This window comes from Bradyrhizobium sp. IC3195 (assembly GCF_020193585.1).
GTDB classification, from domain to species: domain Bacteria; phylum Pseudomonadota; class Alphaproteobacteria; order Rhizobiales; family Xanthobacteraceae; genus Bradyrhizobium; species Bradyrhizobium yuanmingense.
This window is the reverse complement of the sequence record NZ_JADYVG010000003.1, coordinates 28,643-51,056: the sequence shown is the minus strand read 5'-3', so window position 1 is coordinate 51,056 and position 22,414 is coordinate 28,643. Positions and strand designations below refer to the sequence as shown.

The following is a 22,414-nucleotide window of genomic DNA, read 5'->3' as shown; positions in this document are numbered from 1 at the left end:
TTTTTTGTTTGATCGCAGCGCGCAGCCTACGCTGCCAGAACCAGTTCGCCAACCTCGCTCATGCCGGCTCCGCGATCGCCGAGCAGCAGTTCGGCCATCTTCGCCTGCGCGGCATTTTCCGTGAGCCGGAACGGATCGCTCGGCGTCACGCGGTGGTCGATCACGAGGCGCGACAGCAGCAGCCGGCGTGCATCGCCGCGCATCTCGTGAATGCGGTGTGCTTCCCAGGCGAGCGCCACCGCGCTGGCGACGTGATAGAGCGCGCTGGTGGCGCGGCGCGCATCGGCTTCGTTCTCGGACTTGGCCGCAACTTCGCGTGCGAAGTCGACGGCGCGGTCGGTGAGGCCACGCAGATGATCGCGCCAAGCCTGCGGCACCGAGGCGCTGTCGCCGAGCCGGGCGTGCAGATCGGCTGCGAGCGCGGATTCCGCGCCGTGGCGGCCGACTGCCCGCCGCAGCGCATCGATCGCGACGATGTTACCGGTGCCTTCCCAGACCGAGCCGAGATGCGCATCGCGCAACAGGCGGGCGGTGGCGAATTCCTCGATATAGCCGATGCCGCCGCGCATCTCGAGCGCATCGCCGCAAACCTTGCGCGCATCGCGCGTGGCGCGGAACTTCAGCGTCGGCGTGAGAATGCGCAGCAGCGCCGCGGCATCCTGGCTGCCGGCCTCGGCACGGTCGAGGGCATCAGCAGTGAGGAAGCTCATCGACAGGCCCTGCTCCACCGGCAGCATGATCTTCAGCATTTGTCGCCGCCCCAGCGGCAGATCGATAATGCGCTGGCCGAACACCACGCGGTTGGTCGCCACCGTCATCGCGTCATGATAAGCGCGGCGCATCAGCGCGGTGGACTTGACGCCGTTGGAGAGCCGCGAGGAGTTCACCATCTCGGCCATCTGCACGAAACCGCGGTCGAGCTTGCCGACAGCGTAGGCGATCGCGCCTTCAAGCTTGATCTCGCCAGAGGCCATCGAGCGGGTGCCGAGCTTGTCCTTGAGGCGCACGATCCGGTAGTGGTTCTGCGAACCGTCGTCGAGGAAGCGCGGCATCAAAAACAGGCCGACGCCGCGCGTACCGGGGCCGGCGCCTTCAGGGCGCGCCAACAGCATCACGACCTTGGCGTCGGCATTCGAGCAGAACCATTTCTCGCCATAGAGGCGCCAATGGTCGCCTTCCTGCACGGCTCGCGTGGTCAGCGTGCCGACATCGGAGCCGCCTTCCTTCTCGGTCATGAACTGGCCGCCCTGGGTCAGCTTGCTCATGTCGGTCGAGGTCAGGCCATCCAGATATTTCGCCTTGAGCGCCTCGCTGCCGAAATTCGCCAAGAGCTTGGCGCAGCCATCGGTGACGTTGATCGGGCAGCCCATGCCGAATTCGGTCTGGTTGAACAGGAAGGTGAAGGCGTGCTTGGCCACAACAGGGTATTTGTCCGACCAGCCCATGATGCCTTTGCGGATTGAAAGCGCGTGGATGCCGAACTCGCCGAACGCGGCGTTCTCCAGCTCGCGATAGGCCGGATGATATTCGATCCATTGCACGTCGCGGCCGAACTTGTCGCGCTGGTGCAGGATGGGCGTGTGCCGGTCGGCGAGCCGCGCGCATTCGTCGAGATGGCCGCCGGCGAGCTCACCGAGCCGGTCGAGATGCGGCTCGATGTGTCGGAACAGATTCTCCGGCAGATGGATGCGGAGCAGGTCCGTGAGCGCGGGATCGGCGCGGTAGAAATTCATGCCCGACGTATCGGGCGCCAGCAGGCCGGAGGGTGCGGCCGCGATATCTTTTGGCTGCGCTTTAACCGGTCCGGGCATGATCGTCCTCTTCGTTTCCGTCCGACGGCAATTCTTTGCGCTTGCCGCTTTGGATGATGTCGATCATGCTCCAGTCGCGGACAGCGATAAAGCCGCAAAATGTCAGGGCGGCATGATCGCCGCGAGGGAGCAACTCGCCCTGCGGAATTGTGATCGCGCCGGCTGGTTGTCTGCGCGGACCATGCATAGATCAGCGGCTCCTACCTCCGAGAGATCACGCCATGGAACACCCGAAGTACAAGATCGCCCTCATCGTCGGTGCCGGCGAAGGCCTCAGCGCATCGCTGGCGCGCCTGCTAGCGGCGCAGGGCATCCGCATCGCGCTCGCCGCACGCAAGATCGAGAAGCTTGGCGCGCTCTGCACTGAGACCGGGGCCAAGGCCTATGCCTGCAACGCCACCGAGCCCGACGAGGTGGAGCGGCTGTTCGGTCTGGTCGAGCGCGAGATCGGCACGCCCGACCTCGTCGTCTACAACGCCTCCGGCCGCACGCGCGGGCCGTTCGTCGATCTCGTGCCCGCCGACGTCGCGCAGGCGATTGCGGTCAGCGCCTATGGCGGCTTCCTGGTGGCGCAGCAGGCCGCCAAGCGCATGCTGCCGAACCAGCACGGCGCAATCCTGTTCACCGGCGCCTCCGCCAGCGTCAAGGGCTATGCGCAGTCCGCTCCCTTCGCGATGGGCAAGTTCGCGCTGCGGGGCCTTGCCCAGAGCATGGCGCGCGAACTCTCGCCGCAGGGCATCCATGTCGCGCATTTCGTCATCGACGGCGGCATCAGGAGCGCCGCGCGGACGGATCCGGCGGACAAGCCGGACTCGATGCTCGATCCCGACGCAATCGCACAGAGCTATTGGAACGTGCTGCAGCAGCCGCGCAGCGCCTGGAGCTGGGAGCTGGAGCTGCGGCCCTGGGTGGAGAGGTTTTGAGCGCAAGCTAACAACAATACCCGTCATTGCGAAGAGCGAAGCGACGAAGCAATCCAGACTGTCTCCGCCGAAAGATTCTGGATTGCTTCGCTTCGCTCGCAATGACGAAGGAAGTGAGAAACCATGACCACGGAAACCACCATCGATACCGGCACCAATGAGCTCCTCTGCACGATCCGCGATCGCGTCGCTGTGATCACGCTGAACCGGCCGGAGGCGCGCAATTCGCTGTCGGACGCGCTGACGCCGGCGCTGCGCACGATGATCCGGAGCTGCGGCGAGAATCCCGATGTCGGCGCACTGCTGCTGACCGGCGCGGGCGAAGCCTTCTGCGCCGGCGGCAACGTCAAGGGCATGGGTGCGCATCGCGACAAGGCCAAGCTCGACATGTCCTTTGACGACAAGGTCGCCGACCTGCAGGAGCGGCAGCGGCTGCTCACCGGCGCGCTGGTGTCTGTGCGCAAGCCGACGATCGCTGCGCTGCCCGGCCCCGCGGTCGGCGCCGGGCTCGCCATCGCCATGGCCTGCGACATCCGCATCGCCGCGCAATCCGCCTTCGTCGCCACCGGCTATGCCCGCATCGCGCTGTCCGGCGACTACGGCATTGCCTGGCTGCTCACCCGCCTCGTCGGCACCGCGCGGGCGCGCGAATTGATGTTCACCGGCGACCGCGTCGATGCCGCGCGCGGCGAGGCGATCGGCCTCGTCAACCGCGTCGTGCCCGACGACAAACTGCAGACCGAGGCCTTCGCACTGGCCAAATCGCTCGCCGAAGGCCCGCGCCTCGCGCTGCGCTACATGAAGGACAATCTCGACGAGGCCCTGCTGTTCGACTTCGAAACCGCGCGCGACCACGAGGCCGAAAGGCTGGTCCGCCTCACCACGACCGCCGACCACAAGGAGGCCGTGCAGGCCTTCATCGACAAGCGCAAGGCGGTGTTCACGGGGAAGTAGCTCCGACACAAGCGCCGTCATTCCGGGGCGATGCGCAGCATCGAACCCGGAATCCATTGGGGCGCAAAACGCGCGGTGAAATGGATTCCGGGTTCGCGCTACGCGCGCCCCGGAATGACGAGGGGAGATAGAGCGCGAAAAAACGCCCGGCTCTGGCTTGGCCAGGCCGGGCTGCAGTCATGTCAGGCCGAGGCTGAGGGGCTGTCGGCCTGACGGGAAAGGGCGGCGAGCCGCCAGCTCGCACAGGGAATGTCTTTCGGAGCGAGGTTGATCTCCTTGTCGAAGCGCACCAGCTTCCAATCGTCCGGATGATTGACGAACGTGAAGCCGGATTTGCGCGCGAGCGAGACCATGGTCTCGTTCGAGCGCAGCGTGTCGCCGAAGATGTGCTCGGCGCCGAGCGCGGCCGCGCGGCATTCCAGGTTCTTCATGAGCGCGGTAGCGATGCCGTGGCCCTGCCAGCGGTCATCGACCGAGAGGCCGAACTCGAGGGTCGCGGTCTCGGCATGGAAGGCATAGCGCGCTTCGGCGACGATGGTCTCGAAGCCGTCGACCATCATGGTCGCCACGATTGTGAAGCGATCGCGCTCGCCGACCTCGAGGAAATCGTGCAGCAGGCCTTTCGGCAATTCGCTGATCGCGCCGAAGAAGCGGTTGTAGCGGGAGCGGGTCGAGAGCGAGCGGAAATAGTGCTGCAGCTCATCGGTGTCGCGCGGCTCGACGAAGCGGACATTGAGCCGCTCACCGTGCCTTGTGCGCAGCACGTCCGAATATTGCTTGAGGTCTTCGAGGCGAAGCGAGCTCATGACACATGCCCAGCGGAAAAGGGACCGCCGGCGCCCCTGTGCTCAGGCGGCGCCGGCCTGGCGGCCTGTCAGGCCCGCCAGAAGGGTTTGTCGGCCTCGTAGGCAATGTCGGACCAGGACAGCCCGACGTCCTGGAGATCGCGGGCGGTCCAGTGGGTCAGCTCGCGCCGGGTCCGGTAGCGCTCGTGCCAGACGTGGAGGACCTCGCCGATCTGGTAGAGGACGCCCTGTGCATGATGATTTGTCATCGAATTGTCGGTCAATGTAGACATTTTCAGCTCCTGGAGCTAAGTTGACCGCTAATATCTGCCTTCTGCTGCGCCGCGACAAACGACAATTTGTACCTTTTCGCATGAAATAACGTCATGCATCCTGCTGCCAAATGACTGCCAGATTGCCCTCCCTGAACGGATTGCGGGCGTTCGAGGCCGCCGCGCGCCATCTCAGCTTCACGCTCGCAGCCAGCGAGCTGAACGTGACCCAGACCGCGATCAGCCATCAGATCCGCAGGCTGGAGGAGGAGCTCGGCATCCGCCTGTTCATCCGGCAGAACCGCGCGCTGGCGCTGACGCCGGAGGCGCGCGACTATTTGCCGGGCGTCCGCGCCGCCTTCAACGATTTGCGCCTCGCCACGGACCGTCTCCTGCGCAAGGACGACGACAAGGTGCTGACCGTGTCGACGCTGGCCTCGCTCGCCGCCAAATGGCTGCTGCCGCGGCTGACCGATTTCCAGGAGCAGCACCCCGGCATCGATGTGCGCATCACCACCTCGACCAGCCTCGTCGACTTCCAGCGCGACAATGTCGATGCCGCGATCCGCTATGGTCGCGGCCAATGGCCGGGCCTGCGCGCCGACTGGCTGATGGCGGACGAGCTGTTTCCGGTGTGCAGCCCGTCGCTGCTGCGCGGCGACAAGCCGCTGCGCCGCCCCGAGGATCTGCGCAACCATCCGCTGCTGCACACGTCGAGCACCAACAGCGACGACTGGCGGCTGTGGCTGACCGCGGCGGGCCTGCCGGCCGATATCGCAAGACACCCCGGCATCACCTTCGACATGATCTTCATGACCATCCAGGCGGCGATCGACGGCATCGGCGTGGCGATGGGACGGACCTCCTACGTGCAGGACGACATCGCCAAAGGTCGGCTCGTGGTCCCCTTCAAGATCGCGCTGCCGGCGGACGCCGGCTTTTACCTGGTCGCGCCGGAGGGCCATCGCGAGGCCCCAAAGCTGGCTGCGTTCCGGCAATGGGTGCTCGCGGCGGCGCAGAATAAGGCGTGAAAATGCAGCGGCTTCCTCTTCGCGCGCTGCGGCGCCGGTTGCGGGGCATTGACCGCCTGTCTTCACCGCTCCCCGCTTGCGGGGAGAGGTCGAATTCGATCGCAGATCGAATTCGGGTGAGGGGGTACAGGTATCTCGACGACCGCTCGTGTTGAGAGAGGCCCCTCACCCCAACCCTCTCCCCGTAAGAACGGTGCGAGGGAGCGCACCGCCGGTGCGGCTTAGATTTCGACCACCACGTAGTCGCTCTCGACTTTCACCGGGATGGTCTCGGCGACATAGGGCCCCTTCACCACGCTGGCGCCCGGCTCGACATGGGCGGGATAGGCCTTCACGCGGAAACGGCGGGGGTCGCAATAGGATTGGCCGGTGCGGATGTCGAACTCCCAGCCGTGCCAGGGGCAGCGGATAATCTCACCTAACTTGGTGTATTCGATCTCGCCGGGATTGCTCGACTGTGCGAGACCGATCAGCGGGCCCTCACACAGCGCCGCACCCTGATGCGGGCAGCGGTTCATCAGGCCGAAATATTCGCCCTTGATGTTGAAGACTGCGATCGGCCGCCCGTCGATCTCCAGGAATTTTCGCGTGCCGGGCGGAAGCTCGTCGACCGCGGCAATCACATGCCGCGCCATGCTATGTTTTCCGCATGATCTGACCGAAAAACCGCTTCACGCTTTTTCGGATCATGCGGCTATCCCGTACAGCTTCTTTGCATTGCCGAGATAGAACGCCTCGCGATTGTCCTCGCTGACCCCCGCCGGCAGCACGCGCGACGGCTCGTCATAGTCCCAATGCGGATAATCGGTGGCGAACAAGAGACGGTCCCAGCCGATCCATTTGATGACATCGAACAGATCCTCGCGCCTTTCAGGATCTTCCATCGGCTGCGTCGTCCACCACACCTGCTCGCGGATATATTCCGACGGCGGCCGTTTTACATGCGGCACCTCGCTCCTGAGCCGCTGCCAGGCCTTGTCCAGCCGCCACGCCAGTGACGGCGCCCAGCCGAAGCCGGCCTCGATCATCACCATCTTCAATTTCGGGAAGCGCTCGAACACGCCCTCCAAAACCAGGCTCGCAAGCGCCGATTGCTGGCACTGCGAATGCCCGACCATCTCCTCGATGTAATAGGACGGCCAGCCTGAGGGTGTGATCGGATTGCCGCCGAAGCCGAAGGCGTGCACGCCGACGGGAAGGCCGGCTTCTTCCGCGGCCTGATAGATCGGCCAATAGCGACGCTGGCCGAGCGGCTCGACATTGCGGCTGAGCAGCAGCACCTGCACGAAATTCTTGTCCCCGGCGCGCTCGCGGATCTCGGCCGCAGCCGACAGCCCATCCTCATTGCCCACGACGATGGAGGCCTTCAGCCGCTTGTCCTTGCTGGTCCATTTGTCGATCTGCCAATCGTTGATCGCCGAGCACAGAGCGGCTGAGAGCTCGTGATTGCGGATGCCCTGCCCGGTGTTGAGTGGATTGAGCACGCCCAGCTGCACGTTGTTGGGATCGAGCAATTGCTTCTGCATGAAGGCGAGCGAGGAGCCCTGCGGGCCGCCTTCCGGCGGATAGGCATCGCGGCGCGAGGCGTTGGGCTGGGCCTTCGGATAGGGCGGGCCTTCCATCATGCCCTGATAGGCATGGACGCCGTAGACTTCGAGGTGATGCTGCCAGCGTTTGGCGAGGTAGGGGTAGAGCTCGGTGTGGGTCGTACGCGCCGGATGGATGTCGCAGTCCGCGATTGCGGTTTTGACGTTCAGTGGGGAAGCGGCTTCTTGGTTCTCGCGGAACTGGATATTCATCGCCTTGCCTCCTTTGGCAGCGGGCTCATTTCAGGCGGGGATAGGTTGCATGCGGATTGTCGATCATGATCTTGCGCACGAGATCGGGGGACAGACCTTCGGGCAGCGCGTCCTGGCCGTCGAACTGCCAGTGCGGATAGTCCGTGGAGAATAGGACCAATTCGTCGGACTGCATATGATCAAACAGGCGAATTAATGTCTGAGGTTCCGGCGGCGCATCAAATGGCTGTAACGAGAAACGGATGTTGCTGCGCACAATCTCCAGCGGCGCGCGATCGACCCACGGCGTCTCCATCCGTACCCCGCGCCAGAACTTGTGCAGGCGCCACAGATAGGGCGCGATCCAGGACACGCCGGACTCCAGCATCACCATTTTCAGCCGCGGATATTTGGCGAACACGCCCTCGACGATCAGGCTGGTGAGCTGGGTCTGGAACGCCTGGGCCTGCCCAACATAGTCCTCGATGTGATAGGACCCCCAACCCACGGCGGTCGGCGGATTGTGATAGGCGGACCCGGCGTGGATGCCGACCGGGAGTTCCAGACGTTCCGCGGCCTCGTAGATCGGCCACAGCGCGCGCTTGCCGAGCGGCGTATCGCCCATGACCAGCATCAGCACCTGCACGAAGCGCTCGTCCGGTGCACAGCGCTCGATCTCGGCAACGGCTTTCTCGACGCTTTGCGTGGGGATCACGATCGAGCCGCGCAGCCGCGAGTCGCGATCGAGCCATTCCTTTGCCAGCCAATCGTTCAGCGCGCGGCAGAAGGCGGCCTGCATGTCTTCCGAAAACACCATCTGAACGCCGTAGAGCGGGTTGCAGATCGCATGCTTGAGCTGGAAGGGATCGAGCACGTGACGCTGCATGTCCGCCAGACTCTCGCCGGGCTTGCCGGTCTCGGGGCGCCAGTCCGGCCGCGCGGTAATCGGCGAGTTCTGCGGATAGGATTGCGAGATAAGGTCGACCATGCCGCGCGTCGTGACCTGATCGCGCCAATAATCGTTCAGGTACGGCAGCAGGCTGGTCAGATGCGGCACGGCCGGATGCACGTCGCAGTCGATGCCGCCGGCGATCAGGGACGCCATCACGTCTCCCTTCTCACGTTTCCTCGCATGTCTCTTCTTGTCCCCGCCATTCAAGCAGGCCTGCCCGCCGCCCGCAACTCGGCCAAGCGTCCTGTCATATGCTAGGAAGGCTGAGCTCGGTTGCGAAGGAATGAGGGGTTACGACATGAAAGAGCTCGTCGGCATTGCGGAACAGGTCGCCGCCAAACTGATCGCGCGCAAACAGACCATTGCGGTTGCCGAATCCTCCGCCGGCGGCCTGATCGCGGCCAGCCTGCTCGCGGTGCCCGGCGCATCCGCCTATTTCCTCGGCGGCGCGGTGGTCTATACGCGCGATGGCAGGCGAGTGCTGATGGATATTTCGGACGAAGGAATGAAGGGCTTTCGGTCCTCGTCAGAGCCCTACGCGCAATTGCTGGCCGAGCAGATGCGAACGCGCTTCGACAGCGACTGGGGCCTGTCCGAGACCGGCGCCGCCGGCCCCACCGGCAACCGCTACGGCGATTCGGCGGGCCATAGCTGCATGGCGGTTGCAGGGCCCGCGTCAGGGGTGATGACGCTGGAGACGGGGAGCAATGACCGGTTCGGCAACATGCAGATGTTCGCAGCGGCGGCGCTGCGGTTGCTGCTGAGGAAGCTGGAGGGGTGAGAAAGAGGAGCGACAGCTACCGTCCTAAATGCCGCATGAAAATCCGCACCACATAGCCCGGGAATCGCGGTGCCTCGTCGTAGAGATCCGACGCGATCCGCTCGATGGTCTCGCGCAGCGACAGGAATTGCGCCTGACGTGCGCTGCTTTCGGTGCCCTGCATGCCCGCGAGCTCGTCCATCGCGGCGTCGCTGATCTGGCACTGCACGACCTCGCCGTCGTTCAACATGGTGAAGCGAAAGGCCAGCCGTTCCAGATCATGGCCAATGATCTTGTGGCGCATGAGCGGCATCAAGTCGTCCCGGTCGAGCCCCGCGTCGGACAATGCTGAAAATCGCTGCGCTTGTCAGCAGCAAAGTGCGGCTTCGGCCCTACTGGAACGCCACTTCGGCAAAGCTGCGGAGCTTGCGCGAATGCAGCCGTTCCGATTCCTGCTGCTTGAGCCGCTCCAGCGCCTTCAGGCCGATCTCGAGGTGCTGGCCGACGCGGCGGCGGTAGAATTCGCTGGCCATGCCCGCGAGCTTGATCTCGCCATGCAGCGGCTTGTCGGAGACACACAGCAGCGTGCCGTAGGGAACGCGGAAGCGGTAGCCATTGGCGGCGATGGCGGCCGATTCCATGTCGAGCGCGACCGCGCGCGATTGCGACAGCCGGCGGATCACCTCAGGCCCGGAAATTTCCCAATTGCGGTTGTCGACGCTCGCGACCGTGCCGGTGCGCATCAGGCGCTTGAGCTCGAAGCCTTCAAGCCCGGTGACGTCCTCGACCGCCTCCTCGAGCGCGACCTGCATCTCGGCCAGCGCCGGGATCGGCACCCACAGCGGCAGCTCGCGATCGAGCACGTGATCCTCGCGCACATAGCCGTGCGCGAGCACGTAATCGCCGAGCCGCTGCGTGTTGCGCAGGCCGGCGCAATGGCCGAGCATCAGCCAGGCATGCGGCCGCAGCACCGCGACGTGGTCGGTGACGTTGCGTGCATTGGACGGACCGGTGCCGATGTTGATCAACGTGATGCCGCGATAGCCAGGTGCGACCAGATGGAAGGCCGGCATCTGCGGTGCGCGAGCCGGCGCGGTGCCGCTGATCGCGCCGCCGCTGTTCGTGATCACGTTGCCGGGCGCGACGAAAGCTTCGAGCCCGGCTTCGCCGGACTGCAGCCGCTGCTGGCACGCTTGCGCGAAGGCATCGACATAGAACTGGTAGTTGGTGAAGATCACGAAGTTCTGGAAATATTCGGGATCGGTGCCGGTGTAGTGATAAAGCCGGCGCAACGAGTAATCCACGCGGGCGGCGCGGAACAGGGACAGCGGCTCCGGCGTATCAGGCTGGAGCTCGAAAGTGCCGTCGGCGATCGAATCGTCCATGGTCGCGAGAACGGGCACGTCGAACGCATCGCGCAGCGAGCGTGTCACGGGCGAATTCTCGCTGGTGGTGATCGCGGCTTCGATATTGATGTCGCGCCGATAGGCGAAGTGGATCGGGATCGGCTCGGCGGACTCGCCGATCTCGACGGGCACGCCGTGGTTCTGGATCAAGAGGCCGATCTGCTCGGTGAAATAGCTGCGGAACAGATCCGGCCGCGTCACGCTGGTTTCATGCACGCCGGGTCCGGCGACGAAGCCGTAAGCAAGGCGCGAATCCAGCCGCGCATGCGTCGCGGTGGTGAGACGGACGAAGGGATAGTAGGCGCGAACCCGCGTCGTGATCGCTTCCCCGCCGACATAGGCTTCGAACCGGTCGCGCAGGAATTTCGTGTTGCGCTCGTAGATTTCCTCGAGGCGGGCAACGGCGAGGGACGCGTCGGAGAAGGATGCGGTGGGGATGGAGGGTGGAGATTGCATGGTTCGACCGCCGGGTGATTGGGCCTGAGTCGAACTATAGCAAAGAAGGCGGTGTTGTAGGGTGGGTTAGCGCAGCGTAACCCACCACTTCCGCATCCTCGGTTAGAGAAGCGGTGGGTTACGGCTTCGCCTAACCCACCCTACGAGACCACGACGCGCTGTCGTGCGTCACTTCTCGCGGAAGGCGCGCATCAGCTGGTCGTGAAGCGGCTTCATCAAATAGGACAGCATCGTGCGGTCGCCGGTCTGGACGAAGGCTTCCACCGGCATGCCGGGGATCATCTTGACGTCGCCGAGCCTGGCGATCTCTTCCGGCGGCATCGAGACGCGGATGGTGTAGTAGCCTTGGCCGGTGCGCTGGTCGGTGGTGACGTCGGGCGAGACGCGGCTGACGACGCCGTTGAGCTCGGGCGTGGTGCGCTGGTTGAACGCGGACAGGCGCAGCAGCGTCTTCTGGCCGATCTGGAGCTTGTCGATGTCGACCGGATTGACCTTGGCCTCGACCTGGAGATCATCGGTCTGCGGAACGATCAGCATCAAGGTATCGCCGGCCGTGACGACGCCGCCGATCGTGTGCACCGTCGATTGCAGCACCATGCCATCCTGCGGCGCGCGGATGTCGACGCGGCGGAGCTGGTCTTCGGCCGCGACCTTGCGCTCGATCAGCTCGCCGATCTTGTCGTTGGTTTCGCGCAGGTCCTTGGAGACCTCGCTGACCACGTCCTTGTCGATCTGGATGATCTGGAGCTCGGTCTCGGTGATCTTGCCCTTGGCCTGGGCGCGCGCGGCGATGTACTGCGCGCGCTCGCCGTTGAGGCGGGCCGAGTCGCGCTCGAGCTGGGTCAGGCGCGAGATCTGCACAAGACGCTTCTCGTAGAGCTCACGCACGCCGGTGAGCTCGTTCAGCACCAGCGCGATCTCCTGGTCCTTGGCTTTTTCCTGGGCGCTGAGACCGGCGATCTCCTCGTTGAGCTGCGTGATGCGTTCGCGGAGCTGCGCCTTCTGCCCGGTGCGGCCATTGACGCGGACCTCGAACAGCTTGGTCTCGGCCGCAAGCAGCGCCTTGACGTCGGGATCGCCCGCCCGCTCGATGAGGCCTTGCGGGAACTCGATTCGGTCGAGGCCGCGCTGCTCGGCCTGCAATCGCGCCGCACGCACCTGCGCCGCATCGAGGTTCTTGGTGACGATGGCAAGATTGGCCTTGGTGACGGTGTCATCGAGCCGCACCACGATGTCGCCGGACTTGACCAGGTCGCCGTCGCGGGCGCGCACCTCGCCGACCACGCCGCCGGTCGGATGCTGCACCTTCTTGACGTTGGATTCGACCACGATCTGGCCCGGCGCAATCAGCGCGCCCGAGATCAGGACGGTCGAGGCCCAGCCACCGAGGCCGACGACCAGGACCACCACGATGGCGAGGCCGAGCATCAGGTGGAACCTGATGGAGTCGCGTACGGTCTTCGCGGCCGCCTTGGGGCCGCCGATGGCCATCGTGCTCATGGCTTCGTGCTCATGGTTTGGCCACTCCGCCCTCGCTGACGATCTTGATCGGCGCTGGCGGCGTCACGCGCGGCTGCAGCACCTGGGCGAGCACCTGCTCCTTCGGTCCAAAGGCCTGCATGCGACCGTCGCGCAGCACCAGGATCTGGTCGACCGCCTCGACGCCGATCGGGCGGTGCGCCACCACGACGACGATGGCACCGCGCTCGCGCGCCGACCGGACGGCGCGGGTCAGCGCCTCGTCGCCTTCGGTGTCGAGATTGGAATTGGGCTCGTCGAGCACGATCAGGAAGGGGTTGCCGTAGAGCGCGCGCGCCAGCGCCACGCGCTGGGCCTGACCTGCGGAAAGCGCGGCGCCCTGCTCGCCGACTTGGGTGTTGTAGCCCTCGCGCATCTTGATGATCATCTCGTGCACGCCGGCCTCCTTGGCCGCGGCGATGATCGCCTCGGAGGTGGCCTCGGGATCGAACCGGCTGATGTTCTGCGCGATGGTGCCGCCGAACAATTCGACGTCCTGCGGCAGATAGCCGATATGGCGGCCGAGCGCGTCGCTCGTCCATTGATCGAGCGCCGCGCCGTCGAGCCGCACCTTGCCGCGCACCGGCTGCCAGACCCCGACCAGCGCGCGGATCAGCGACGACTTGCCGGAACCGCTCGGGCCGATCACGCCAAGGCCGTTGCCGGCGGCGAGCGCGAAGGTGACATCCTGCACCACGAGACGCTGATCGCCGGGCGGCACCATGGCGACGCCTTCGACCGAGAGCCGGCTGGTCGGCGCCTGCAGCTGGGTCGGCATCGCCTGCGCCGGCATCTGCTCCAACAGGCGCGTCAGACGCTGCCAGCTCTGGCGCGCCGCGACGAAGGATTTCCAATGCGCGATGGCGAGATCGACCGGCGCGAGCGCGCGGGCGGACAGGATCGAGCCGGCGATGATGATGCCGGCCGTCGCCTCCTGGTGGATGACGAGATAGGCGCCGACCGCGAGCACGGCCGATTGCAGCATCATCCGCAGCACCTTTGCGACCGCGCCGAGACCACCGGCGACGTCGCTCGCCCGCTGATTGCCGGCGAGGTATTTTTCGTTGGCCTCGCTCCAGCGCTGGTTCATCCGGCCGGCCATCCCCATCGACACCATCACTTCGGCGTTGCGGCGGCTGGCCTGGGCGAGATCGTTGCGCTGGGCGGCGAGGCCCATCGCCTCCTTCGCCGGCTGGCGGGACATGAACTCGGTCACCAGCGTCAGCCCGACCAGGATGATGGCGCCGACCAGCGCGGTGACGCCGATCAGGACATGGAAGGCGAAGCAGATGGCGAGATAGAGCGGCAGCCAGGGCAGGTCGAAGAATGCGCTCGGGCCCATGCTGCCGAGGAAGGAGCGGACATTGTCGAGATCGCGCAGCGGCTGCAGGCCCTCGTTGCGGCTGCCGACCAGCAGCGGCAGGCGCACGATGGTATCGAACACGCGCTTGTTGAGGGCCTCGTCGAGCGCGGTGCCGATCCGCCCCAGGATGCGGTTGCGGATCATGTCCAGCACGCCCTGCGCCATGTAGAGGAAGCTGGCGAGGATGATCAGGCCGACCAGGGTGGGGATGCTGCGGCTCGGCAGCACCCGGTCATAGACCTCCAGCATGAAGATCGACCCGGTCAGATAGAGCAGGTTGATCATGCAGCTCATCAGGCCGACGCCGATGAAGGCCGTGCGACAAGCGCGCAAGGCGTCACCGAGCTCCGAACGGCGGACGCCAGGGATGGCTGCCATCAGTCTGATCTCTTTCGGCTAACGGGCAAAGCCCTGATTTCAAAGGCGATTCAAGGAGTACTCGCCTTGGATTAACATCTGTTTTCCGGCCGTCCAACGCGGTCGAATTTAATCCGAGGCCTCATGGGCCACATCTACCCCCGACAGCCTTCCGCGCAAGTCCGGAATTCCACAGGCTTGCGGCTTTTTCTTGCAGGCTTTCAGCCGCTTCCGCGAAAAGTGCGGCTCAAGTTCCGCTCAGCCGAATGCGGGGGCTAGAGCCGGCCCCCGCCGCGCACCAGGCGCACCACCAGCAGCAGGATGACCGCGCCGATGGCGGAATAAACGATCTGGGAGATCAAGCCGGTGCCGAGGCGGATGCCGAGCTTTGGAAACAGCAGGCTCGCCACCAGCGCACCGCAGATGCCGATCACGATGTCGCCGATCAGGCCGAACCCGGCGCCCCGCACGATCTTGCCGGCGAGCCAGCCGGCGACGAGACCGACGAACAGGATGACGAGCAGGCCTTCGTTGGAAATGTACATCCGTGAGGTCCCTCTCCGTGAAAGGCGCCATGGAACGGGAACCGGAATGAACGGGGTGTGAATGCTGGAAAGGCTCGCACAGCCCGGTTCAACTCATCCGAACTATGACAGCACGGTGGCCGGCTCCGCCAGGACGCATCTGGCGGCCCGACCCGGCCCGACCGCGACATTCCCGGGCAATTGCTCCAGGCAGCGCGGCTCGGCGAGCTTGCAGCGGGGAGCGAAGGAGCAATTGTGCGGCTTCTCGGCCAGCGACGGCGGCGTGCCGGGGATGGTCTCCAGCCGCTGGCCCCGCTTGGCACCGTGGATGGTGGAGGCGAGCAGGCCCTTGGCATAGGGATGCACCGGCGAGCGGACGATGTCGCGCAAGGTCCCCTGCTCCACGATCTGACCGGCATACATCACCGCGACGCGGTCGCAGATCTCGATCGCAACGCCGATGTCGTGGGTGACGAAGATGACGGACATGCCGAACTCGCGCTGCAGCTCCCGCAGCAAGAGCAGAATCTGGATCTGCACGGTGGCATCGAGCGCCGTCGTCGGTTCGTCCGCCAGCAGGATTTTTGGCCGGCAGGCCAGCGCCAGCGCAATCATCGCGCGCTGGCGCATGCCGCCGGACATTTCGTGCGGATAGGCATCCAGCCGGCGCTTGGCCGAGGGAATGCGCACGACCTCGAGCATCTCCAGCGCCCGTGCGCGCCCTTCCGCAAAGCTCTTGCCTTCGTGGCGCACCACGCTTTCGGCGATCTGCGCGCCGATCGTGTAGACCGGATCGAGCGCAAGCGCCGGCTCCTGGAAGATCATCGAGACGGTCTGGCCGCGGAACGACGACAGCTGCTCGTCGTTCATGGCCAGCACGTCCTGTCCCATGACGTTGACCGTGCCCGAAATTTGCGTGCGCTTCTTCGGCAACAGCCGCATCAAGGCACGCAGCGTCACGCTCTTGCCCGAACCGGATTCGCCGAGCAGGCCCAGCACCTCGCTATTGCCGAGCGAGAGACTGAGATCGTTCACGGCATAGACCGTGCGCTCGCCGGTGAAGCGGATGTTGAGGCCTGAGATCTCGACGAGGTTTGTCATGACGGCAGCTTCGGCAATCGGTCGTGATAGTCGGTGACGCGCTGGTACGCGGCGCCAATGGTCAGCAGGGTGGCTTCGTCGAAGGAGCGGCCGATCAGCTGCATGCCGACCGGCAGGCCGGTCGTGGTGAAGCCCGAAGGAATGGTCAGTGACGGCAAGCCCAGGAAATTCACCGGGCGGGTGAACAGCGTCAGCCGCTGCAACAGCGCCGGCGCGTTCGGGCCGCCGCCGACGTCGCTCTCCTCGATCGTCGGCGCCGGCACCGGGGACGCCGGCGCGATCACCGCATCGACGCCTGCCGTCGCGGCATTGTGGGCCGCGAGCGCCGGCCCGCGCCAACGCATCGCTTCGAGATAGGTGATGGCAGGAACGGCGAGGCCGTTCTGAAGCCGCATCAAGACCTGCGGGCCATAGTCCTGCGGACGCTCGATCATCCAGCGCTTGTGGAAGGCGGCAGCTTCCGCGGCGAGCACGAGTTGGCTGGCCGAGGACAATTGCCGCTGGTCCGGCAGCTCGACCTTGACGATGTCGGCGCCGTCGCGCTTGAGCACCGCGATGGTCTCGTCCAGCACGCGCGCGACCTCGCTGTCGAGATCGTCGACATAGAACGAGGCGGGCACGCCGATCTTGAGACCCCTCAGCGAAGCCTTGGTGGCTGCGACGTAGTCCGCGAGCGGCTCGTGGCTGCAGGTCGAATCGGCGGGATCGGGCCCGGCCATCAGCGCCAGCAAGAGCGCGCAATCCTCGGCGGTGCGGGCCAGCGGGCCGACGGTATCGAGCGATTGCGACAGCGGCATTGCGCCGGCGCGGCTGACGCGGCCCACCGTGGTCTTGAGTCCCGTGACGCCGCAGAAATGCGCGGGCATGCGGATCGAGCCGCCGGTGTCGGAGCCGAGCGCCGCATAGGTCAGGCGCGCGGCCACCGCCGAGCCGGAGCCGGACGAGGAGCCGCCGGTGATATGGGCGACGTTCCAGGGATTGCGCACCGGACCGTAATGAGCGTTGTGCCCGGTCGGGCCATAGGCGAATTCGGCGAGATGCAGCGTGCCGAGCCGGACCTGGCCGGCGTCCTTGAGCCGCTGCAAGGCGGTGGACGTCGTGGTCGCGACGAAATCGCGGCGGATCAGCGAGCCGCAGGTCGTGACGTGGCCGGCATCGTAATACATGTCCTTGTGCGCAAGCGGCACGCCATGCAGGGGACCGCGGACATTGCCCTTGGCGAGCTCGGCATCGGCGGCATCCGCCGCTTTCAATGCAGCCTCGGCCTCGATCGACATGAAGGCATTGAGGTGGGGCTGCCACTGCGCGATGCGCTGCAGCAGCGCCCGCGTCGCCTCGTGCGAGGACACCTGCTTCATCGCGATCGCGCGCGCGACCTCGGTGAGCGTCATCAAGGCGGGCTCGCGGCTCATTTCGACACCTTCTGCGTCTGCGCGAGCCCGTAAGTTGCGGGCTCCAGATCGAACGGCAGCGTACCCGCGATGGCAGCGAAGCCCTCGAAGGCGGGGCCGATGGCGCTGGAGATGCGGGTTGCGATCTCGTCGTCCACGGGCACGCCGGCGATATGCGCGATCGGCTTGATCTCTTTCGGTGTCGGTCTCGTCATGCGGTTTCTCCCCTGGGGGCGCGGCTGTGGCCTGAACCCGGTATCGCCATGTAGCACGCGGCCTCGTGGCCCATATTATCCAGCGCGGTGAGCTTTGGTGTCGCATTTGCGCAGAGCGGCTCCGCAAACGGGCAGCGGGTGTGGAAACGGCAGCCGGAGGGCGGATCGATCGGATTGGGCGGGTCGCCCGTGATCGGCGGCGTCTCGGTGCGCCTGTCGGGATCGGAGGACGGCATCGCGGCGAGCAGCGCACGGGTGTAGGGATGCGCCGGGCTGTCCCAGACCTGGTCGACCGGGCCGAGCTCGACGACTTCGCCAAGATACATCACCAGCACGCGGTCCGAGATGTAGCGCACCACGTTGAGGTCGTGGCTGATGAAGAGATAGGTGAGGCCGAATTCGCGCTTGAGATCGGCGAGCAGGTTGAGCACCTGCGCCTCGACGGATTTGTCGAGCGCCGAGACGGCTTCGTCCAGGATCACCAGCCGCGGCGACAGCGCCAGCGCACGGGCGATGTTGACGCGCTGGCGCTGGCCGCCGGAGATCTCGTGCGGATAGCGGTTGGCGAAGTTTTCCGGGCGCAGGCCGACCTTGCCGAGCAGCTCTCGCGCCAGGTTGCGCGCCGCGCCATCGGCCATGCCATGGACCTTTGGACCGAAGGCGACGGATTCCTCGATCGTCAGGCGCGGGTTGAGCGAGGCGTAGGAATCCTGGAACACCATCTGCATGCCGCGGCGCAGCTCGCGCAAGCTCAGCGACTGGCCGACAGTCATGCCGTCATAGATGATGTCGCCGTCATCGCGCGGCATCAGGTGCATCAGGAGCCGCGCGGTGGTGGACTTGCCGCAGCCGGACTCGCCGACGATGCCGACCGTCTCGCCCTTGGCGACAGAGAAGGAGACATTGTCGACGGCACGCACCGTGCGCTTGGCGGCGAACAGGCCGCCGCGCACCGGGAAATGCTTGGTCAGGCCGTTGACCTGCAGCAGCGGCTGCGCGAGCCCACCGCGGTCCTCGACCGGCTCCAGCATTTCGACGGAGGTGTTGATTTCGCTCATGGCCTAGTTCCTGATGTCCATGGCGCTACGCAGGCCGTCCGAGAGCAGATTGAAGCAGATCGAGACCGCGAAGATCATCGCGCCCGGCAAGGCTGCGACCCAGGGATTGACGTAGATCGCGGTGCGCAGCGTGTTCAGCATCAGGCCCCATTCCGGCTCCGGCGGCTTGGTGCCGAGGCCGAGGAAGGACAGACCGGCCGCCAGGATCATCGAGACCGAGATCAGACTGGTGGCATAGACGAAGATCGCGCCGAGCACGTTGCCGAGGATGTGGACGCGCATGATGGTGAAAGCGCCCGCGCCGGAGGCACGGGCGGCCTCGACGAAGTCCATGTTGCGCACGCCGGTGGTGACGCTCTCGGCGACGCGGGTGATCTGCGGCACGAACACGATGGTCAGCGCCACGATGGAGTTGAGGATGCCGGCGCCGAGCGCGCCGGAGATCGCGATCGCCAGCAGCACCGACGGGAAGGCGTAGAACACGTCCACCGTGCGCATGATCGCGGTGTTGAGCTTGCCGCCGACATAGCCGGCAATGATGCCGAGCGAGGTACCGATGCAGAAGGCCAGGATCACGGGCAGGATGCCGATGACCAGCGACAGGCGCCCGCCATAGATCAGCCGGGCCAGCATGTCGCGGCCGAGCTCGTCGGTGCCGAGCGGATAGCCTGTGGTGCCGATGTGGCGGAGGCGGCGGATCATCGAACCCTTGTAGGGGTCTTCGAGACCGAGCCACGGCGCGAGGATCGCGGACAGGAAGATCAGCAGCAGCACCAGAGCGCAGGCCATGCTGACCTTGTCGCGCATGATGCGGCGGCCGACGGTCGCCCAATAACCGCGCGCCTTGGTGGCGGGCGCGGCCTGCAGCGCGGCATCGCTGGCGGTGGCGGACAACGGAAGCTCGCTCATCGGCTAGCCCCGCTTGATGCGCGGGTCGATCGCGGCTTGGGCGATGTCGACCAGGAGATTGAGGAAGACGAAGAACAGCGCCAGGATCAGGATCGTGCCCTGCAGCAGCGGCAGGTCACGCTGGAAGATCGCCGAGTTGAGCAGGAAGCCCGAGCCAGGCCAGGAGAACACGGTCTCGATCAGGATCGAGCCGCCGAGCATGTAGCCGAGCTGAAGCCCCATCACCGCGAGCGCGGTGGGCGCGGCATTCTTGATGACGTGGCGGAACACGCCGGTTTCGCGCAGGCCCTTTGCACGCAAAGCCTCGACGAAGTCCTGCGAGAGAATGTCGCCAGTGAGCGCGCGGACCGTGCGGGTGACGATGCCCATCGGGATCACCGACGTCGTGATCGCGGGCAGCACGAGATATTTGAGGTGCGCCCAATCCCAGGCCCAGGAGTTGGAGCCGCTGGGGCCGGCGCCGACCGCCGGCAGCCAGTTCAGCTGGACCGAGAAAATGATGACGAGCAGCATGCCGAGCCAGTAATGCGGCACCGAGACGCCGGCGATGGCAAAGGAGGTCGCGACCTTGTCGATCCAGGTCTCGCGGAAATAGCCGGCGATCAGGCCAAGCAGGACGCCCATGGTGAAGCCGATGATGGCGGCGGCAATCGCGAGCGTGACGGTGTTGCCGACCGCGCGCATGACCTCGGCCAGCACCGGACGCCCCGTCGCGATGGAATTGCCGAGATCGCCATGAAGGGCACGCAGCAGCCACAGGCCGAACTGCACCGGCAGCGGCCGGTCGAAGCCATAGGCGGCGCGCAGCTGCGCGGCGAGCTCCTGCGACGCATCGGCCGGCAGCACGGCGACCAGCGGATCGCCCGGCGTGATGTGCACGAGCAGGAAGCACACCAGCGCCACGCTGATGACGATCGGGACGACGTAGACAATGCGTCTGGCGGTATAGGCGAGCACTGGTCTTCTTTCTTCCTTCTCCCCTTGCGGGAGAAGGTGGCGCGCAAGCGCCGGATGAGGGGTTCGGTCCGCGGTTACAGCATTATCAAATTGGAGGAAGGATCACTCGCGGAGAGAGACCCCTCACCCGGCTTCGCTATCCGCGAAGCCACCCTCTCCCGCAAGGGGAGAGGGTGCACTGTGCGTGTGGCGCGAATTACTGCGCGATCGACACCGGCGAGAAGTCGATGAACCAGCTCTTCGGTTGCACGACGCCTGTCACCTTCGGGCTCATGGCGCGCGGGCCGACGTCGTGGGCGACGTAGAGGAAGGCGGCGTCATCGACGGAGGCTGCGTGCAATTCGGCGAGTGCGGCGTCGCGCGCGGCGGGATCGAAGGTCTGGCGCGCCTTCTTCACCAGCTCGTCGAATTTGGGGTTGTTGATGAAGCCCCAATTGTTCGAGACCGGCGGCGCCATGCCCGACTGCAGGAAGCGCACCAGCGCGAAGAACGGGTCCATCGCCGCGTAGGTGACGTTGGTCGCGTGCGAGCCGTTGGCGCTGGGATCCTTGGCGCCGCGGCGCCAGTTGGTGAACAGCGTATTCCATTCGATGACGTCGAGCTGGACGTCGAAATAGCATTCGGCCAGCGCCTGCTGGAGATACTCGTTCATCGGCAAGGGCTGCATCTGGCCCGAGCCGGACGCGGACGTCTGCGTCTTCACGGTCAGTTTCTTGTTGGGACCGTAGCCGGCCTCCTGCATCAACTTTTGCGCAGCCGCCTTGTCGTACTTGATCTGGAAGGTGGGATTGCCGCGCCAGGGATGGCCGGGCTCGAAGGTGCCGGACGCCGGCACCATCAGCCCCGCGAGCAGACCGTCCCTGAGGCCTTCGCGGTCGACGCAGAGGTTCGCGGCCTTGCGCACCCGGATGTCGTTCCAGGGCGAGCCCTCGACGCGGGAGAACTGCCACGGCCAGACGTGCGGCTGCTCGTTGGAGTAGAGCTTGAAGCCGCGCTGCTTCAGCTCGGGCAGCGCGTCCGGTGCCGGCGCCTCGACCCAATCGACCTGCCCGGACAGCAGCGCCGCTGTGCGTGCGTTCGCCTCCGGCATCGGCAGCAGCACCATCTTGTCGATCTTGGGCACGCGATCCTTGTTCCAGTAGCTCGCATTCTTGACCAGCTCGAGCCGCTCGCGCGGGGTGAAGCTCGCCATCTTCCACGGGCCGGTGCCCGAGGCGCTCCTGGCGAAGGCGGTCCATGCGGCCTGCGACTTCGCCTTGGCGTCGGCGCCTTCGGCCTTGTCGTAGAAGGACTGCCACTTCGCAGGGCTTGCCATGAACAGGTTGGTGAGGTTGATCGGCAGGAAGCTGTCGGGCTCCTTGGTGGTGAGCTCGACGGTCATGTCGTCGATCTTCTTCGCGGAGGCCAGCGTGGGCATGCGCGAGGCCGTGACGCCGACCTGGCTGGCGTCGAATTGCGGCGCATCCTGCTTCAGCACCTTCTCGACATTCCACACCACCGCATCGGCATTGAACGGCGAGCCGTCATGGAAGGTGACGCCTGGGCGCAGCTTGAAGACCCATTTGGTCTTGTCGGCATCGTCGACCTTCCACTCGGTGGCAAGGCCGGGGATCACCACGCTCGCCTTGTCGGCAGAGGACAGGTCCCAGCTGGTCAGCGCATCGTACATGGTGAGGCCGGTGAAGCGGTTGCCCTCGAAACCTTGATCGGGCTGGCCGAGCGTGCGCGGAATATCGGCAGCAGTCATGCCGATGCGCAGCACAGTTTCGGCAGCCGCCACCCGCGGCCATGCAGCTGCGCTGCCAAGCGCCAACAGCGCGATCAGCGCCGCCCGTGTGTTGTTGTTCTTGATAAACATCGCCTCAGTCCCTTTCCGGCTTCCGATGATTAATT

23 protein-coding genes are annotated in these 22,414 nt (G+C 65.5%); 4 read left to right on the top strand and 19 right to left on the bottom strand.

Going from position 1 to position 22,414, the window contains the following annotated elements:
• Nucleotides 1-26: 26 nt before the first annotated feature.
• Nucleotides 27-1,811, bottom strand: coding sequence for an acyl-CoA dehydrogenase family protein (locus I6F09_RS07570; RefSeq protein WP_225187788.1), 1,785 nt, complete (start codon nt 1,809-1,811; stop codon nt 27-29).
• A complete protein-coding gene (locus tag I6F09_RS07565) occupies nt 1,795-1,998 on the bottom strand; it encodes a hypothetical protein (protein ID WP_035997131.1) in 204 nt (67 codons plus the stop codon). The genes I6F09_RS07570 and I6F09_RS07565 overlap by 17 nt, the downstream gene beginning before the upstream one ends.
• A gap of 34 nt (nt 1,999-2,032) precedes the next feature.
• On the opposite strand from I6F09_RS07565, the gene I6F09_RS07560 reads away from it, so the two are divergent.
• Complete coding sequence (locus tag I6F09_RS07560; protein ID WP_225140827.1) at nt 2,033-2,734, top strand: SDR family oxidoreductase; 702 nt, start codon at nt 2,033-2,035, stop codon at nt 2,732-2,734.
• A 123-nt stretch (nt 2,735-2,857) separates the two neighbouring features.
• Nucleotides 2,858-3,688 (top strand): enoyl-CoA hydratase, encoded by an 831-nt coding sequence (locus I6F09_RS07555; RefSeq protein WP_225187787.1) that lies wholly within the window; start codon nt 2,858-2,860, stop codon nt 3,686-3,688.
• A gap of 182 nt (nt 3,689-3,870) precedes the next feature.
• Here I6F09_RS07555 and I6F09_RS07550 read toward each other — a convergent pair whose 3' ends face one another.
• Both I6F09_RS07550 and I6F09_RS07545 read right to left on the bottom strand, forming a co-directional pair.
• Nucleotides 3,871-4,494, bottom strand: a complete 624-nt coding sequence (locus tag I6F09_RS07550; RefSeq protein WP_035997122.1) for a GNAT family N-acetyltransferase — start codon at nt 4,492-4,494, stop codon at nt 3,871-3,873.
• Between the two features lie 68 nt (nt 4,495-4,562).
• Nucleotides 4,563-4,766 (bottom strand): DUF1127 domain-containing protein, encoded by a 204-nt coding sequence (locus I6F09_RS07545; RefSeq protein ID WP_035997119.1) that lies wholly within the window; start codon nt 4,764-4,766, stop codon nt 4,563-4,565.
• Nucleotides 4,767-4,876: 110 nt separating this feature from the next.
• On the opposite strand from I6F09_RS07545, the gene I6F09_RS07540 reads away from it, so the two are divergent.
• Nucleotides 4,877-5,776, top strand: a complete 900-nt coding sequence (locus I6F09_RS07540; RefSeq protein ID WP_225171628.1) for a transcriptional regulator GcvA — start codon at nt 4,877-4,879, stop codon at nt 5,774-5,776.
• 221 nt (nt 5,777-5,997) lie between these two features.
• Here I6F09_RS07540 and I6F09_RS07535 read toward each other — a convergent pair whose 3' ends face one another.
• The 3 genes from I6F09_RS07535 to I6F09_RS07525 are packed head-to-tail and all read right to left on the bottom strand — an operon-like array spanning nt 5,998 to nt 8,659.
• Nucleotides 5,998-6,411, bottom strand: coding sequence for a Rieske (2Fe-2S) protein (locus I6F09_RS07535; protein ID WP_035997113.1), 414 nt, complete (start codon nt 6,409-6,411; stop codon nt 5,998-6,000).
• A 51-nt stretch (nt 6,412-6,462) separates the two neighbouring features.
• The gene (locus tag I6F09_RS07530; protein WP_225111516.1) at nt 6,463-7,575 is read right to left on the bottom strand and encodes an amidohydrolase family protein; all 1,113 of its coding nucleotides are present in this window, start codon (nt 7,573-7,575) and stop codon (nt 6,463-6,465) included.
• Between the two features lie 25 nt (nt 7,576-7,600).
• A complete protein-coding gene (locus I6F09_RS07525) occupies nt 7,601-8,659 on the bottom strand; it encodes an amidohydrolase family protein (protein ID WP_225187786.1) in 1,059 nt (352 codons plus the stop codon).
• Nucleotides 8,660-8,804: 145 nt separating this feature from the next.
• Between I6F09_RS07525 and I6F09_RS07520 the strand changes: the two genes are divergently transcribed.
• Nucleotides 8,805-9,287, top strand: coding sequence for a CinA family protein (locus I6F09_RS07520; RefSeq protein WP_225187785.1), 483 nt, complete (start codon nt 8,805-8,807; stop codon nt 9,285-9,287).
• Between the two features lie 16 nt (nt 9,288-9,303).
• On the opposite strand, the gene I6F09_RS07515 is transcribed toward I6F09_RS07520, so the two are convergent.
• From I6F09_RS07515 to I6F09_RS07460, 12 genes are all read right to left on the bottom strand, one after another.
• Nucleotides 9,304-9,612 (bottom strand): DUF1488 family protein, encoded by a 309-nt coding sequence (locus tag I6F09_RS07515; RefSeq protein ID WP_225137591.1) that lies wholly within the window; start codon nt 9,610-9,612, stop codon nt 9,304-9,306.
• Nucleotides 9,613-9,658: 46 nt separating this feature from the next.
• Nucleotides 9,659-11,128: an AMP nucleosidase gene (locus I6F09_RS07510; RefSeq protein WP_225187784.1), complete on the bottom strand. Its 1,470-nt coding sequence runs from the start codon at nt 11,126-11,128 to the stop codon at nt 9,659-9,661.
• 168 nt (nt 11,129-11,296) lie between these two features.
• Complete coding sequence (locus tag I6F09_RS07505; RefSeq protein ID WP_225149373.1) at nt 11,297-12,628, bottom strand: HlyD family type I secretion periplasmic adaptor subunit; 1,332 nt, start codon at nt 12,626-12,628, stop codon at nt 11,297-11,299.
• Nucleotides 12,629-12,638: 10 nt separating this feature from the next.
• Nucleotides 12,639-14,387, bottom strand: coding sequence for a type I secretion system permease/ATPase (locus tag I6F09_RS07500; RefSeq protein WP_035997082.1), 1,749 nt, complete (start codon nt 14,385-14,387; stop codon nt 12,639-12,641).
• 254 nt (nt 14,388-14,641) lie between these two features.
• Nucleotides 14,642-14,911 carry a GlsB/YeaQ/YmgE family stress response membrane protein gene (locus tag I6F09_RS07495; RefSeq protein WP_035997080.1) on the bottom strand — a complete coding sequence of 90 codons (270 nt, stop codon included), beginning with the start codon at nt 14,909-14,911 and terminating at the stop codon, nt 14,642-14,644.
• 102 nt (nt 14,912-15,013) lie between these two features.
• Nucleotides 15,014-15,991 (bottom strand): ABC transporter ATP-binding protein, encoded by a 978-nt coding sequence (locus I6F09_RS07490; protein ID WP_036020911.1) that lies wholly within the window; start codon nt 15,989-15,991, stop codon nt 15,014-15,016.
• Nucleotides 15,988-17,403, bottom strand: a complete 1,416-nt coding sequence (locus I6F09_RS07485) for an amidase (RefSeq protein ID WP_225187783.1) — start codon at nt 17,401-17,403, stop codon at nt 15,988-15,990. Before I6F09_RS07485 ends, I6F09_RS07490 begins: the two co-directional genes overlap by 4 nt.
• On the bottom strand, nt 17,400-17,597 hold the full coding sequence (locus I6F09_RS07480; RefSeq protein WP_225129039.1) for a hypothetical protein: 198 nt from the start codon (nt 17,595-17,597) through the stop codon (nt 17,400-17,402). The genes I6F09_RS07485 and I6F09_RS07480 overlap by 4 nt, the downstream gene beginning before the upstream one ends.
• Nucleotides 17,594-18,655 (bottom strand): ABC transporter ATP-binding protein, encoded by a 1,062-nt coding sequence (locus I6F09_RS07475; RefSeq protein ID WP_225187782.1) that lies wholly within the window; start codon nt 18,653-18,655, stop codon nt 17,594-17,596. The genes I6F09_RS07480 and I6F09_RS07475 overlap by 4 nt, the downstream gene beginning before the upstream one ends.
• A gap of 3 nt (nt 18,656-18,658) precedes the next feature.
• Nucleotides 18,659-19,564 (bottom strand): ABC transporter permease, encoded by a 906-nt coding sequence (locus tag I6F09_RS07470; protein ID WP_035997066.1) that lies wholly within the window; start codon nt 19,562-19,564, stop codon nt 18,659-18,661.
• A 3-nt stretch (nt 19,565-19,567) separates the two neighbouring features.
• Nucleotides 19,568-20,521 carry an ABC transporter permease gene (locus I6F09_RS07465; protein ID WP_057028344.1) on the bottom strand — a complete coding sequence of 318 codons (954 nt, stop codon included), beginning with the start codon at nt 20,519-20,521 and terminating at the stop codon, nt 19,568-19,570.
• Nucleotides 20,522-20,717: 196 nt separating this feature from the next.
• Nucleotides 20,718-22,379 (bottom strand): ABC transporter substrate-binding protein, encoded by a 1,662-nt coding sequence (locus tag I6F09_RS07460; protein WP_225187781.1) that lies wholly within the window; start codon nt 22,377-22,379, stop codon nt 20,718-20,720.
• Nucleotides 22,380-22,414: the final 35 nt, after the last annotated feature.

Coding starts and splice junctions, on each gene's coding strand:
- I6F09_RS07570 (WP_225187788.1), bottom strand. CDS start 1,811: ATGCCCGGACCGGTTAAAGCGCAGCCAAAAGATATCGCGGCCGCACCC.
- I6F09_RS07565 (WP_035997131.1), bottom strand. CDS start 1,998: ATGCATGGTCCGCGCAGACAACCAGCCGGCGCGATCACAATTCCGCAG.
- I6F09_RS07560 (WP_225140827.1), top strand. CDS start 2,033: ATGGAACACCCGAAGTACAAGATCGCCCTCATCGTCGGTGCCGGCGAA.
- I6F09_RS07555 (WP_225187787.1), top strand. CDS start 2,858: ATGACCACGGAAACCACCATCGATACCGGCACCAATGAGCTCCTCTGC.
- I6F09_RS07550 (WP_035997122.1), bottom strand. CDS start 4,494: ATGAGCTCGCTTCGCCTCGAAGACCTCAAGCAATATTCGGACGTGCTG.
- I6F09_RS07545 (WP_035997119.1), bottom strand. CDS start 4,766: ATGTCTACATTGACCGACAATTCGATGACAAATCATCATGCACAGGGC.
- I6F09_RS07540 (WP_225171628.1), top strand. CDS start 4,877: ATGACTGCCAGATTGCCCTCCCTGAACGGATTGCGGGCGTTCGAGGCC.
- I6F09_RS07535 (WP_035997113.1), bottom strand. CDS start 6,411: ATGGCGCGGCATGTGATTGCCGCGGTCGACGAGCTTCCGCCCGGCACG.
- I6F09_RS07530 (WP_225111516.1), bottom strand. CDS start 7,575: ATGAATATCCAGTTCCGCGAGAACCAAGAAGCCGCTTCCCCACTGAAC.
- I6F09_RS07525 (WP_225187786.1), bottom strand. CDS start 8,659: ATGGCGTCCCTGATCGCCGGCGGCATCGACTGCGACGTGCATCCGGCC.
- I6F09_RS07520 (WP_225187785.1), top strand. CDS start 8,805: ATGAAAGAGCTCGTCGGCATTGCGGAACAGGTCGCCGCCAAACTGATC.
- I6F09_RS07510 (WP_225187784.1), bottom strand. CDS start 11,128: ATGCAATCTCCACCCTCCATCCCCACCGCATCCTTCTCCGACGCGTCC.
- I6F09_RS07505 (WP_225149373.1), bottom strand. CDS start 12,628: ATGAGCACGATGGCCATCGGCGGCCCCAAGGCGGCCGCGAAGACCGTA.
- I6F09_RS07500 (WP_035997082.1), bottom strand. CDS start 14,387: ATGGCAGCCATCCCTGGCGTCCGCCGTTCGGAGCTCGGTGACGCCTTG.
- I6F09_RS07495 (WP_035997080.1), bottom strand. CDS start 14,911: ATGTACATTTCCAACGAAGGCCTGCTCGTCATCCTGTTCGTCGGTCTC.
- I6F09_RS07490 (WP_036020911.1), bottom strand. CDS start 15,991: ATGACAAACCTCGTCGAGATCTCAGGCCTCAACATCCGCTTCACCGGC.
- I6F09_RS07485 (WP_225187783.1), bottom strand. CDS start 17,403: ATGAGCCGCGAGCCCGCCTTGATGACGCTCACCGAGGTCGCGCGCGCG.
- I6F09_RS07480 (WP_225129039.1), bottom strand. CDS start 17,597: ATGACGAGACCGACACCGAAAGAGATCAAGCCGATCGCGCATATCGCC.
- I6F09_RS07475 (WP_225187782.1), bottom strand. CDS start 18,655: ATGAGCGAAATCAACACCTCCGTCGAAATGCTGGAGCCGGTCGAGGAC.
- I6F09_RS07470 (WP_035997066.1), bottom strand. CDS start 19,564: ATGAGCGAGCTTCCGTTGTCCGCCACCGCCAGCGATGCCGCGCTGCAG.
- I6F09_RS07460 (WP_225187781.1), bottom strand. CDS start 22,379: ATGTTTATCAAGAACAACAACACACGGGCGGCGCTGATCGCGCTGTTG.